Raw genomic sequence first — 13468 nt, 5'->3', positions numbered from 1 at the left:
CGTCCTGGCGCATCTCCAGTGCTTTGTCCCTGTTGATAATGTGCGCTTCCTGCGCGAAGTCCATGAGCAGAAGGTTATCGACCTGTTCGTTGAACCGGTAGCAGCCAACTGCGGCAGTCTTTGTAAGCGATTGCTTACAGGGAACCTTCCGTGGCTCAAGCCTGTAAGTAATGGCTTACTCAACATGCATATCTAGGACTGGAGTGATGGCGAAAACGTTCCGAAACATGGCCAAATAATTTCACTATGCCGCCAGATTAAGTCTATAGCCCTAGAACTGCGCGGCTTCGAGCAGGTAAAGCGATTCGCTTCCGGCCTTCACCGAGGCGCTGAGCGAATGGATTCGCGGCAGCAGCCGGGCGAAATAGAAGCGTGCGGTGCCCAGCTTGCTGGCATAGAAATCGTCGCCGGATTTGCCCAGCGACACCGCCGCCATCCGTGCCCACAGGTAGGCGTAGGCGGTGTAGCCGAACACATGCAGGTACTCCACCGAAGCGGCACCGATCTCGTTGGGGTTGCCCTTGGCTCTGTCCAGCACCCAGGCGGTCAGCTCGTCGAGGTTGTCCAGCGCCAGTCGCAGGGGCTCGGTGAACTCATGCTGCTCGGCCGGAGCGCTGGCGATGAAGGTGCGAATCTCGTCGGCGAAGGGACGATAGAGCGCCCCACCGCTGCCGACCACCTTGCGGCCCATCAGGTCCAGCGCCTGGATACCATTGGTGCCCTCGTAGATCTGGGTGATGCGGCAGTCGCGAACCAGTTGCTCCTGACCCCATTCACGAATGAAACCGTGGCCGCCGAACACCTGCTGGCCATGGACGGTGGTTTCGAGCCCCATATCGGTAAGGAATGCCTTGGCCACGGGCGTCAGCAGGGCTACCTGGGCTTCGGCGCGCTCGCGCGCTGCCGCGTCCTCGCTGAACTTGGCGATATCCAGCTGCAACGCCACGTAGCTGGAGAACGCACGGCCGCCCTCGTTGAGGGCCTTCATGGTCAGCAGCATGCGCCGCACATCGGGGTGCACGATGATCGGATCGGCCGCCTTGTCCTTCGCCACAGCCCCGGTCGGCGCCCGGCTCTGGATGCGTTCACGGGCGTATTCCACCGCACTCTGGTAGGAGCGCTCGCCAGTGGCCAACCCCTGAATGCCCACGCCCAGGCGCTCGTAATTCATCATGGTGAACATCGCGGCGAGGCCCTTGTTCGGCTCGCCGATCAACCAACCGGTCGCGCCGTCGAAGTTCATCACACAGGTGGCCGATGCCTGGATGCCCATCTTGTGCTCGATCGAGCCGCAGGACAGCGCGTTGCGCTCGCCCAGCGAGCCGTCTTCGTTGACCATCACCTTGGGCACCAGGAACAGCGAGATACCCTTGGAACCGGCCGGCGAGTCCGGCAATTTGGCCAACACCAGATGAATGATGTTCTCGGTCAGATCGTGTTCACCGCCGGTGATGAAGATCTTGGTGCCGCTGACCTTGTAGCTGCCGTCGATTTGCGGCTCGGCCTTGGTGCGGATGAGGCCCAGATCGGTGCCGGCATGGGGTTCGGTCAGGCACATCGAGCCGGTCCAGACGCCCGCGTACATGTTGGGCAGGTATTTTTCCTTCAGCGCTTCGCTGCCGTGGGCGTGGATCGACAGGCAGGCACCGGAGGTCAGCATCGGATACAGGCCGAACGCCAGGCTGGCCGAGTTGATCATCTCCTCGACCTGGGCGGAGATCGCCTTGGGCATGCCCATGCCGCCGAACGCTGGATCACCGGCGACACCGACCCAGCCACCCTCGGCATACAGACGATAAGCCTCGGGATAGCCGGCCGGCGTGCTGACCACGCCGTCATTCCAGCTGCAGCCCTCTTCGTCGCCGCTACGGTTGAGTGGTGCGATGGAGTTTGCCGTGATCTTGCCGGCCTCTTCGAGAATGGCGTCAGCCGTATCGGCATCGACCACTTCGGCAAGTGCCGGCAGGCTCTGCCACAGGGCTGGCGCTTCGAGAACTTCATTGAGGATAAAACGCATGTCGCGCAGCGGTGCTTTGTAATCAGCCATGGAGAGAGCCTCGCAGATCGTGCCGCCGGGCCGGCTGGCCGCAGCGTTTTCCCGAGTCTAGCCGACACCGGCAGGCGCCCGAAGCGTCTAGTTGTGACCATTCGGTTCTGCTTCTTCCAGACCAGTCACAGGCCCGGCCACGCATGAAAAAGCCCGCCGAAGCGGGCTTTCTAGCGCAGCGTTTCCTTAGAAGATGAACTGGTCGGCCTCGAGCTTCATCAGCGTCTCGCTGCCGGCCTCGAGCGCAGCCCGATGCGCCGCGGTACGTGGCAGCAAGCGGCTGAAATAGAACTCGGCGGTGACCATCTTCGACTGGTAGAAGGCCGCATCGCCCTCGCCGGCCTGGAGTTTGGCCTGGGCGACCACCGCCATACGCAGCCAGAAGAAGCCGAGGACCACATAGCCGCAGTACATCAGGTAGTCGACCGAGGCCGCGCCGACCTCGTCGGGGTTCTTCATCGCCGCCATGCCGATGCGGGCAGTGATCGCCCCCAGATCCTTGTTCAACTCGGCGAGCCGTTGGGCCTGGCCCTTGAGTTGCGGATGCTCAGCGTTGGCCTGGCAGAACTTGTGGACCAGCTTGGTGAAGCCCAGCATCAGCTTGCCCTGGCTGCCCAGGACCTTGCGGCCGAGCAGGTCGAGCGCCTGGATGCCGTTGGTGCCTTCATAGATCGGGGCGATGCGGCAGTCGCGCATCAGTTGCTCCATGCCCCACTCGCGGATGTAGCCGTGGCCGCCGAACACCTGCATGCCGAGGCTGGTGACTTCCAGCCCGGTGTCGGTCATGAAGGCCTTGCAGATGGGCGTGAGGAAGGCCAGCAGCGCCTCGGCCTCCTCGCGCTTGCTCGCCTCGGGGCTGTGCAGCTGATCGAGCAGCTGCGCGGTGAAATAGGCCAGCGCACGGTTGCCTTCGTTGAAGGCTTTCATGGTCAGCAGCATCCGCCGCACGTCCGGATGGACGATGATCGGGTCGGCAGGCTTGTCGGGAAACTTCGCGCCGGTCAGCGAGCGCATCTGCAGGCGCTCCTGGGCGTATTTCACCGCGCCCTGGTAGCTTGCCTCGCCGTTGCACAGCCCCTGCATGCCGGTGCCGAGGCGCGCATGGTTCATCATGGTGAACATGCAGTTGAGGCCCTTGTTCGGTTCGCCGATGAGAAAACCGCGGGCGCCGTCGAAGTTGATCACGCAGGTAGCCGAGGCCTTGATGCCCATCTTGTGCTCGATCGAGCCGCAGGCCACCGCATTGCGTTCGCCTACGCCGCCGGCCGCATCGGGCAGGCCTTCCTTGGGTAAGAACTTGGGCACGATGAACAGCGAGATGCCCTTGGTGCCGGCCGGCGCGTCGGGCAGCTTGGCCAGCACCAAATGCACGATGTTCTCGCTCAGGTCGTGCTCGCCGGCGGAGATGAAGATCTTGGTGCCGCTGATGGCGTAGCTGCCATCGGCTTCGGGCACCGCACGGGTCTTGATGATCCCAAGGTCCGTACCGCAGTGGGGTTCGGTCAGGCACATGGTGCCGGTCCAGCGACCCTCGGTCATGCGGGTGAGGTAGGTGGACTTCTGCTCCTCGCTGCCGTGGGCACCGATGGCGGCCATGGCGCCGTGGGTCAGTCCCGGGTACATGCCGAAGGAGGTGTTGGCCGAGCCGACCATTTCGCCGATCACCAGGCCCAGCGAATGCGGCAACCCCTGGCCGCCGTATTCAGGCGTCGACGCCAGCCCCATCCAGCCGCCTTCGGCGTACTGGGCGAAGGCTTCCTTGAAGCCCTTCGGCGTGGTCACCACGCCATTGTCGAAGTGGCAGCCTTCTTCGTCGCCGCTGCGGTTGAGCGGTGCCAGCACCTGCTCGCAGAACTTGGCGCCCTCCTCCAGGATCGCGCCGACCATGTCCGGGGTCGCATCCTCGGCGCCAATCGCGGCGTAGCTGGCATGGAAATCGAAAACGTCGTCGATCAGAAAGCGCATGTCGCGCAGGGGAGCCTTGTACTCGGGCATGTTGTTGTTCTCCAGAAGGCGGCGCCGGGCGGTTATCCAGCGGGCAACCTACTGCTGGGGAGCTTAGTCAACAATCACATCATGGGCGCTGAATGCGCCGCCATAACCGTCGGTTCGTCAGGCCGGCTGACGCGGTGCTCGCACTGCACCACGGCGGTTCTCGCCATGGGCGCGTACACAGTTTCGCCCGGCGCTCTTAGCGCTGTAGAGCGCCTTGTCGGCAGCCTTGATGACTTCATCGGCGTTGCGCTGCGCCGGTTGCCGCTCGGCCACGCCGATGCTGATCGTCACCGATACCTGGCTGGCCGCCTTGCCGCCACGCCGCTGTCGACCCTGCTCGTCGTTCTTCGGTCGGCTGGCGGGGTCACGCAATTGCAGGGCATAACTTTCCACCGCCAGGCGGATGGTTTCCAGATGCGGCAGACAAGTCTGTAGGTCCCGGCCAGGGAACACCAGGGTGAATTCCTCGCCACCGTAACGGTAGGCCCTTCCGCCGCCGCCAATCTTGCGCAGCCGGCTGGCGACCAGCCGCAACACCTGGTCGCCGACGTCATGCCCGTGGGTGTCGTTGAACGCCTTGAAATGATCGACATCGGCCATGGCGATGACGTACTGACGGCCGAGCCGCTGCAGCCGCTCGTTGAGCGCCCGACGATTCGGCAAGCTGGTGAGTTCGTCGCGAAACGCCATCAGATAGGCCTCCTGCGCGATGGCGACCACCAGGATCAGCATCGTCAGGCTGATCAGCACGTTCAACGCACCCGGCCGGCTGAACACCTGCGGCAGCACCAGCAGCAGCCCCAGCAAGGCGACCAATTGCGCGGCGTGCAGGGCGCGGGGGCGTCGCCAGTACTGCACGGCCAAAGCGACGAAGGCGAGCAGGAACAGTGGATAGGCCAGCTGGATCAGCTGCAACCAGTCCGCCTGCAGCGCTGGCCAGCGGACCGCCACCAACCAGTCGTGCACGTTTTCCGGGAAGCGCCGCGCCAGTGCAACCGCGACACTGGTCACCAGCAGCAGAACGGCGGCGCGCGCCAGGCCATCCTGCAACAGATGGGTGCGCTCATGCCAAAGGGCATAAAGGCCGTAGAGAAGCGGCAGCAGCAGGCTGCACAGATGGAAGGTCAATGCCGCTTCGGGCAGCAGCGTGCCCGTGGTCCGGTAATGGTCGGCCTGGGTGTCGAGCAGGAAATACGCGATGTACACCACGAGCAGCAGAAACAGCTCGCGCAGGCGCCCATACCCCAGGCATAGCGCGCCCCCCATCAGCACCAGCACGGTCGGCAGCACGTTGAACAGGGAGACGAAGAACTCGTTGAGTACGGGCTGGCGCGCCGTCAACAGCCCGACCGCCAGCAATCCCATGGGCGGCAAGACATGACTAAGACGCACAGCGGCTGAGCGGGGCACGAGCACTCCGGCAAACGGGCCAGCAGAGGCAGGCATTCTGCCTGCATTCCGCCAGCTGTTCACCTTTCTTGATGCGCCGCTAGCCAGACGAAAAAAAACCGCTGCCTGCGCAGCGGTTTTTTCGGACATCCGGAGGACTCAGTACGCCAGGGCGAAATGTTCCTCGTCCATGTCCATCAGGTTGTCGGCGCCCGACAGCATGGCTTCGACGTGGGTGCGGGTACGCGGCAGGATACGCTTGTAGTAGAAGCGCGCCGTCTGCAGCTTGGCCTTGTAGAAACCTTCCTCACCGGTACCGGCGGCCAGCTTCTCGGCAGCCACCCGCGCCATGTCGGCCCAGAAGTAAGCCAGGCAGGCATAACCGCAATACATCAGGTAGTCCACCGAGGCGGCACCGACTTCTTCGCGGTTCTTCATGGCCGCCATGCCGACCTTCATGGTGATGTCGCCCCACTCCTTGTTCAGCTTGGCCAGCGGCTCGACGAATTCCTTTACCGCCTCGTTGCCTTCGTTGGCCTGGCAGAACTTGTGCACGACCTTGGTGAAGCCCTTGAGCGCCTCGCCCTGGGTCATCAGCACCTTGCGGCCGAGCAGGTCGAGCGCCTGGATGCCGGTGGTGCCTTCGTACAGGCAGGAGATGCGGCTGTCGCGCACGTTCTGTTCCATGCCCCACTCGGCGATGAAACCGTGGCCACCATAAATCTGCACGCCGTGGTTGGCGGACTCGAAGCCGACTTCAGTCATGAACGCCTTGGCGATCGGCGTCAGGAAGGCGAGCATGGAATCGGCTGCCTTGCGCTGCTCCTCATCCTGGCTGCGCTGGGTGATATCGACCTGCTTGGCGGCGAAGTACAGCATCGCCCGGTTGCCTTCGGCGAACGCCTTCATGGTCAGCAGCATGCGGCGCACGTCCGGATGCACAATGATCGGGTCGGCGGCTTTTTCCGGCGCTTTCGGGCCGGTCAGCGAACGCATCTGCAGGCGCTCACGGGCGTAGGTGATACCGCCCTGGAAGCCGATCTCGGCGTGGGCCAGGCCCTGCAGAGCGGTGCCCAGACGTGCCGTGTTCATGAAGGTGAACATGCAGTTCAGGCCCTTGTTCGGCGGCCCGATCAGGAAGCCGGTGGCGCTGTCGAAGTTCATCACGCAGGTCGCGTTGCCGTGGATGCCCATCTTGTGCTCGAGCGAGCCACAGGTCACGCCATTGCGCTCGCCCACGCCGCCTTCGGCGTTCGGCAGGAACTTGGGCACGATGAACAGCGAGATGCCCTTGGTACCTTCAGGCGCATCGGGCAGGCGAGCCAATACGATATGGACGATGTTGTCGGCCATGTCGTGTTCGCCAGCGGAAATGAAGATCTTGGTCCCGGTCACCTTGTAGCTGCCATCGGCCTGGGGTTCGGCCTTGGTACGCAGCATGCCCAGGTCGGTGCCGCAATGCGGCTCGGTCAGGCACATGGTGCCGGTCCATTCGCCGGAGACCAGCTTTGTCAGGTAGGTCTGCTGCTGCTCGGCCGTGCCGTGGGCGTGCAGCGTGTTCATTGCACCGTGGGACAGGCCGGGGTACATGCCCCAGGACCAGTTGGCCTCACCGACCATCTCGCTGACGGCCATGCCGAGGGATTCAGGCAGCCCCTGGCCACCGTGCTCGACGTCGTGGGCCAGGCTCGGCCAACCACCTTCGACGAACTGCTTGTAGGCTTCCTTGAAGCCGGTCGGCGTCTTCACGCCCGACTCGCTCCAGGTGCAGCCCTCGATGTCGCCGACGCGATTGAGGGGAGCGATCACCTGCTCACAGAACTTCGCGCCTTCTTCGAGAATGGCATTGACCATGTCCGGCGTCGCGTCTTCACAACCCGGAAGGCTCTGATAGTGCGCCTCGTAGCCGAGCAGCTCGTCACGTACGAAGCGGATATCGCGCAAGGGGGCCTTGTAGTCAGGCATAGCGTAAACCTCAGCGGTGAGTTCTTTTGATCAGATGACCGGCTGGCCGGTCGCTTCAGGTTCGGATATTGACCGGTCGGCAGTAGGCCGAAAGGGGTCAAACAGGCGTTTGAAACATACGTTTAGGCCTGAGGGATGTCAAGCGGGCACCCCCTTTCCGTTTATCGGCAGACATCACGATACGCAAGGCACGACAAGGCGCCCCGCGATGGCCGGGCGCCCTGGGCAGGAACGGGAGGGGAATGAAGAGGCGCTGACGCCTTTGGTCAGGCGCGGGTGTCGATCAGCGTGCCAAGTACTTCGTCGGCGCTGCGCACCAGGCGGGCCCCGATCTGGGCGTCGTAGCGGCCCTGCTGGAGCTCGACGAGCTGCAAGGCGAGCTCCGCGCTGCTCGGCGCATCGCTGTTGTCGGGAACCGATGCGCCGGCGATACGACCTGCCGCCTGCTCGACGCGCTGCTGACCCGCGTTGATGGCGGTCACTCCATAGGAGAACAGGCTGTTGGAGATCTGCATGGCGGCATCCGATGGAATCGTCTGGCCATCATTGAAACAGAGTCGGTCCGTTGACGCCAGAGACATAACGGAATCAATTCGCCGGCTCTTATGCCAACGAGCACGCTCACTCATCGGTGAGCAGGAACGCCTGCACCCCGGCAGCAGTCCTCTTTAGCAGTATCCATTGCCGGAGCACGACATGAATCGATCGAAATCACCTTTGCTGGCAGCCCGCCTCGACGAGGAAATGGCTCAGGCGCCCAATGTCCATGGATTCGAGCGTCTGGCGTCAGGCCTGGTGGGCGGCTGGCTGCTCGGACGCGGGCTGCGCAGTAGTGGCCTGTTCGGCCTGGTGAAAATCGCACTGGGCGGCATGGCAATCGCCCGTGGCGGCTCGGGCCATTGCGCCGCCAAGCGCGCGCTGTCGCCGAGCCCCTATGAGACGCAGGTGGCCGAAGAGAATCGCTGGAGCAGCGCCAAGGCCCTGTCGCGCAGCATCACGGTCAACCGCCCCCGCGAAGAGGTCTACGCCTACTGGCGCGATTTCAGCCACATGCCGACCTTCATGGAGTTCATCGAACGGGTCGAGACGCGCGACGACCACCATGCGCACTGGATCGCCCGGATACCGATGACGGACAAGACGCTCGAGTGGGATACCTACGTGACCGAGGACGTGCCCGGCGAGCGCCTGGCCTGGATGTCCGAGGCCGACGCGCCGATCCGCAACCTCGGCTGGGTGACCTTCCGCGATGCCCCCAACGGCAGCGGTACCGAAATCCAGGCGGTGATCGCCCACGAAGTGCCCGGCGGCCAGGTCGGCTATGCGCTGGCCAAGGGTTTCAGCACCCTGTCCGGCTTCGAGGCCAGCCAGGACCTGCGCCGCTTCAAGCAGCTGATGGAAACCGGAGAAATCGCCACCAACCAGATGAATCGCGAGCCGGCGGACAAGCACACCGGCATCACCGCGATCGGGGAGGCCCGCTGATGCGAGCACTGACTTGGCAAGGTCCGAACATGTTGCAGGTCGAGACGGTACCGGACCCGGAAATCGTCAATCCGAAGGATGTCATCCTCAAGGTGATCATGTCCTCGGTCTGCGGCTCCGACCTGCACCTGGTCGACGGCTATGTGCCGACGATGCATCCGGGCGACATCCTGGGCCACGAGTTCCTGGGCGAGGTGGTGGAGACCGGCTCGGCGGTGACCCGCTTCAAGAAAGGCGACCGGGTCATCGCCATCTCCATCATCGGTTGCGGCGAATGCAGCCATTGCCAGGCGAGCAACTTCAATTGCTGCGACAACTCGAACCCCAACAGCCCGCAGACCGAGCTCGCCTATGGCTACACCTGTTCGGGCATCTTCGGCTACAGCCACGCTTTCGGCGGCTATGCCGGCAGCCACGCCACCTACGTGCGGGTGCCCTATGCCGAAGTCAACCTGTTCAAGGTGCCCGAGGGCATCACCAACGAGCAGGCGGTGTTCGTCTCCGACGCCGCGCCCACCGGCTACTTCGGCGCCGACCAGGCCGACATCCAGCGTGGCGAGACCGTCGCGGTTTGGGGCTGTGGCGGCGTCGGCCAGATGACCATTCGCAGCGCCTACCTGATGGGTGCCGAGCGGGTCATCGCCATCGACCGCTTCCCCGATCGCCTGGCCCTGGCCGAGCAGAAGGCCGGCGCCATCCCCCTGAACTACGAAACCACCGACGTGCACGAAGCCTTGCTGGAGCTGACCGGCGGCCGCGGCCCGGACCGCTGCATCGATGCGGTTGGCATGGAGGCGCATGGCACCGGTCTCGAGCAGGCCTATGACAAGGTCAAGCAGCAACTGCGCCTGCACACCGAACGCGGCACGGCGTTGCGCCAGGCGATCCGCGCCTGCCGCAAGGGCGGGACGGTGTCGGTGCTGGGGGTCTATGGCGGGCTGATGGACAAGTTCCCGATGGGGGCCATCGTCAACAAGGCGCTGACCCTGCGCTCCGGCCAGCAACCGGGCCAGCGCTACGCCGAGCGGATCTTCCAGCACATTCTCGACGGCGAAATGGACCCCTCGTACCTGCTCACCCACCCGATGGATCTGGAGCAGTCGCCCGAAGGCTACGCCCTGTTCAAGCACAAGACCGAACAGTGCATGCGCGCAGTATTCACACCCTGACCCGGCCGGGTCGGCGCTTAGCCGGCCCGCAGCTGTCCCAGATCCAGGTGTACCGCGACGGCCGATGGCGTGGCCGACGCCAGCTGCGGGACGAGCCCGATGCAGGGCGCATCCAGACGGTCGGCCAGCGTGCCGAGATTCTCTTCGAGCCGCGAGGTCTGTGCATCGACGATGTTGGCGACCCAACCCGCCAGGGGCAATCCGTCTCGCTCGATCGCCTCGGCGGTGAGCAACGCATGGTTGATGCACCCCAGCCGCACGCCTACTACCAGAATCACCGGCAGGCCCAGCAGCACGGCGAGGTCCGAGAGGTTCTGCCGTCCTGACAGCGGCACCCGCCAGCCCCCCGCGCCTTCCACTAGGCTGAAATCCGCCGAGAGGCCGAGCATGCGTCGGACCGGCACGGCAAGGCCTTCAGCACTCAGCTCGACTCCGGCTTCCCGCGCGGCCAGATGCGGTGCGATGGCCGGCTCGAAGGCGTACGGATTGACCTGCTCATAGCTCATCGGCAACGTGCATTCGCCCAGTAATGCCAGGGCATCGGCGTTGCGCAGCCCTGCACCGCTCCGCTCGCAGCCCGACGCGACCGGCTTGGCGGCCGCGGTGCTCAGGCCAGCAAGCCGCGCGGCATGGAGCAGCCCTGCAGCGATGGTGGTCTTGCCCACCTCGGTATCGGTACCGGTGACAAAAAACGCCGCAGCCATGCTCAGGCTTCCTTCTGCAAAATGCCCTGGACGACCTGATAGGTCGCCGGCAGACCCTGGGGCTGGCGCAGACGTTCGTAGGCCTCGATCAGTGCCAGCATGCGCGCCCGCCCCGTCAGTCCGCCCGGGCGGCCGGGGTTGAGGTTATGGGCACCGAGCGCCTTGAGGTCGTGAGTCAACCGGCGCAAATCCGAAAAGAACAGCCGCTGCGGCACCTGCTCGAGCTGCAACGCCCGCAGGCCGCTGCCCGCGCAGAGATGCTGGTACTGCTCGAACGGGCGGAAGCGATTGACGTGGACGAAGCCGTCGACCTGCTCCCAGCTGTCGCGCAACTCCTGCAGCGTGCCAGCGCACAGGCTGGTAAAGGCGAACACCCCGCCCGGACGCAGCACCCGCCGGGCTTCGCCGAGTACCGCGGCGAAATCCGGGCACCACTGCACCGCCAGACTGGAAAACAGTATATCGACCGAACCATCGCGCAGAGGCAGCGCCTCGGCGTCGCCAGCGATGAAGTCCTGCGCCCCGCCATGCCGGCGCGCGTGCTGCAGCATGCCCTCGGCGATGTCCAGCGCCAGGCCTTCGGCGGCGGGGAAACGCTGCGCCAGTTGCCGGCTGAAATAACCGGTGCCGCAGCCCAGATCGACCCAGCGTTCGATGCCGCCCTTGGGCAGGGACTTGAGCAAGGCCTCGCCCACCTGGCGCTGCAACTCGGCGACGGCGTCGTAGCTGGCCGCCGCCCGGGAAAACGACGCAGCCACCTCGCGCTTGTCGGGCAAGCCCGGCGCGCTGACTGGCGGTCGTTCCGCGATCATTTCAGCCATCTTCACCCTCGCGCATGAAACGAACCATCAGCCGGGCAACGGTATCGGGCTGCTCCAGCGGCAGACCGTGACTGGCATCCTCGACGACACGGATGTCGACATCGGGCACTTCGGCCTGCAGCGCGTCGGCGGCCGCCACCGGTACCAGCGCATCGCTACTGGCGAACAGGTGCAGCTGCGGGCCCGCAAAGGCACCCAGCACGTCACGGTTGTCCAGGTGCGCGAGCAGTTGCAGGCCCGCATCCAGGGCGGCCGGGCTCATGGCCGCCTGCGACACCTGCAGCTGCCGGGCCAGGGTTTTCGGATCGAAGGCGCCGCGGCTGACCAGCAGGGTGAAACGCTTGAGGGTCAGCTCGGGATCGAGGCCAAAGGCCTGGTGGAAGGTATCGAAGATCTCCGCCGGCATCGCCGTGGGCCACTGCTCGCTGCTGCGAAAGCAGAGGTTGCTGGCGATGCCGATCAGCCCGCGGCAGCGTTCGGCTCGGCTGGCTGCCAGGCGTGCCGCCAGCATGCCGCCCAGAGACCAGCCGGCGAGCCAGGCGCCATCCGGGATCTGAGGATCGAGCGACTTGAGCCAATCGGCCGGGTCGGCCCGATCGGGCAGCGGCAGGATATCGACCTGCAAGTGGGAGTCGCGCTCGAGCAGCGCGTCACGCAGCGGGGCCAGCGCCGCCTCGCCGAAGGCCCAGCCGGGCAGCAGAATCAGTCGATTACGCATTCTCGAAGGGCTCCTGGGCCAGTCGGTTCCAGCATTCGGCCAAGATATCCAGCAGACGTTCCACCTGGGCCTCGCTGTGGGCAGCGGTCAGGGTAATCCGCAACCGGGCGCTACCGGCCGGGACCGTCGGTGGACGAATCGCGCCGACCAGAATGCCGCGCTCGCGCAACAACGCCGAAAGACGCATGGCGCGCTCGCTGCTGCCGACCAGGATCGGCTGGATTGGCGTCGGGCTGTCCATCAGGGTCAGGCCGATATCGCTCGCACCCTGGCGAAAACGCGCGATCAGCCGGTTCAGATGGTCCCGTCGCCAGCTTTCGCCGCGCAGCAGCTCCAGGCTTTTCAGGGACGCGCAGGCGACCGCCGGTGGCTGGCTGGTGGTGTAGATGTAGGGGCGGGCGAACTGGATCAGGGTCTCGATCAGCTCGTCGCTGCCGGCCACGAACGCGCCGGCGGTACCGAAGGCCTTGCCCAGGGTGCCGACCAGCACCGGCACGTCATCGATGCCCAGCCCGAAGTGTTCGACGATGCCGCCGCCAGTGCCGCCGAGCGGGCCGAAGCCGTGGGCGTCGTCTACCATCACCCAGGCGTCGCGCGCTTTCGCGGCGGCGCACAGGGCAGGCAGGTCGGCCAGATCGCCGTCCATGCTGAACACCCCATCGGTCACCACCAGCGTGTCGCCGGTCGCCTTCTCCAGGCGCTTGGCCAGGCTGTCCGCATCGTTGTGCAGGTAGCGCGAGAAGCGCGCGCCGGACAGCAGGCCGGCATCGAGCAGCGAAGCGTGGTTGAGGCGGTCTTCCAGTACGGTGTCGCCTTGCCCCACCAGCGCGGTGACGGCGGCAAGGTTGGCCATGTAGCCGGTGGAGAACAGCAATGCCCGCGGCCGCCCGGTGAAGTCGGCGAGCGCTTCTTCCAGTGCGTGGTGCGGCGTGCTGTGGCCGATGACCAGGTGCGAGGCGCCACCGCCAACGCCCCAGCGCTCTGCGCCCTGCTGCATGGCGCGGATCACTTCGGGATGATTGGCCAGCCCCAGGTAGTCATTGGAACTGAACGCCAGCACCGGTTTGCCATCGACGACCACCTCAGGCCCTTGCGGGGCCTCAAGCAGTGGTCGCTTGCGATAGAGGTGGTCGGCATGGCGGGCGGCCAGGCGGGACGCGAGATCAAAAGTCATA

At 65.0% G+C, this 13468-nt stretch carries 11 protein-coding genes; 2 read left to right on the top strand and 9 right to left on the bottom strand.

The window, feature by feature from the left end; all coding sequences use genetic code 11:
- Positions 1-271 precede the first annotated feature (271 nt).
- The 5 genes from G7026_RS08050 to G7026_RS08030 all read right to left on the bottom strand — a co-directional run bounded on the left by G7026_RS08050 (position 272) and on the right by G7026_RS08030 (position 7911).
- Entirely contained in the window at positions 272-2047 is a 1776-nt protein-coding gene (locus G7026_RS08050) for an acyl-CoA dehydrogenase C-terminal domain-containing protein (protein ID WP_181070229.1), read from the bottom strand.
- A 186-nt stretch (positions 2048-2233) separates the two neighbouring features.
- The gene (locus tag G7026_RS08045) at positions 2234-4042 is read right to left on the bottom strand and encodes an acyl-CoA dehydrogenase C-terminal domain-containing protein (RefSeq protein ID WP_181070228.1); all 1809 of its coding nucleotides are present in this window, start codon (positions 4040-4042) and stop codon (positions 2234-2236) included.
- Between the two features lie 117 nt (positions 4043-4159).
- Positions 4160-5488, bottom strand: coding sequence for a GGDEF domain-containing protein (locus G7026_RS08040; protein ID WP_219858346.1), 1329 nt, complete (start codon positions 5486-5488; stop codon positions 4160-4162).
- Positions 5489-5590: 102 nt separating this feature from the next.
- A complete protein-coding gene (locus tag G7026_RS08035; RefSeq protein WP_181070226.1) occupies positions 5591-7396 on the bottom strand; it encodes a phenylacyl-CoA dehydrogenase in 1806 nt (601 codons plus the stop codon).
- A 266-nt stretch (positions 7397-7662) separates the two neighbouring features.
- On the bottom strand, positions 7663-7911 hold the full coding sequence (locus G7026_RS08030; RefSeq protein ID WP_138407802.1) for a hypothetical protein: 249 nt from the start codon (positions 7909-7911) through the stop codon (positions 7663-7665).
- A gap of 181 nt (positions 7912-8092) precedes the next feature.
- On the opposite strand from G7026_RS08030, the gene G7026_RS08025 reads away from it, so the two are divergent.
- Both G7026_RS08025 and G7026_RS08020 read left to right on the top strand, forming a co-directional pair.
- Positions 8093-8881 (top strand): SRPBCC family protein, encoded by a 789-nt coding sequence (locus tag G7026_RS08025; protein ID WP_181070225.1) that lies wholly within the window; start codon positions 8093-8095, stop codon positions 8879-8881.
- Positions 8881-10050 carry a zinc-dependent alcohol dehydrogenase gene (locus G7026_RS08020; protein ID WP_181070224.1) on the top strand — a complete coding sequence of 390 codons (1170 nt, stop codon included), beginning with the start codon at positions 8881-8883 and terminating at the stop codon, positions 10048-10050. Before G7026_RS08025 ends, G7026_RS08020 begins: the two co-directional genes overlap by 1 nt.
- A gap of 17 nt (positions 10051-10067) precedes the next feature.
- On the opposite strand, the gene bioD is transcribed toward G7026_RS08020, so the two are convergent.
- Genes bioD through bioF form a run of 4 tightly spaced genes read right to left on the bottom strand, consistent with a single transcriptional unit; the run spans position 10068 to position 13467 of the window.
- Positions 10068-10754: a dethiobiotin synthase gene (gene bioD / locus G7026_RS08015; RefSeq protein ID WP_181070223.1), complete on the bottom strand. Its 687-nt coding sequence runs from the start codon at positions 10752-10754 to the stop codon at positions 10068-10070.
- A 2-nt stretch (positions 10755-10756) separates the two neighbouring features.
- Complete coding sequence (gene bioC / locus G7026_RS08010) at positions 10757-11566, bottom strand: malonyl-ACP O-methyltransferase BioC (RefSeq protein ID WP_375138194.1); 810 nt, start codon at positions 11564-11566, stop codon at positions 10757-10759.
- 1 nt (position 11567) lies between these two features.
- Positions 11568-12293, bottom strand: coding sequence for an alpha/beta fold hydrolase (locus tag G7026_RS08005; RefSeq protein WP_375138190.1), 726 nt, complete (start codon positions 12291-12293; stop codon positions 11568-11570).
- Positions 12286-13467, bottom strand: a complete 1182-nt coding sequence (bioF, locus tag G7026_RS08000) for an 8-amino-7-oxononanoate synthase (RefSeq protein WP_181070221.1) — start codon at positions 13465-13467, stop codon at positions 12286-12288. The genes G7026_RS08005 and bioF overlap by 8 nt, the downstream gene beginning before the upstream one ends.
- Between the last annotated feature and the right edge of the window lies 1 nt (position 13468).

It is taken from the genome of Stutzerimonas azotifigens, assembly GCF_013522725.1.
Lineage (GTDB): Bacteria > Pseudomonadota > Gammaproteobacteria > Pseudomonadales > Pseudomonadaceae > Stutzerimonas > Stutzerimonas azotifigens_A.
The sequence above is the reverse complement of the archived record's forward strand: the minus strand, read 5'-3'. Positions and strand labels throughout refer to the sequence as shown.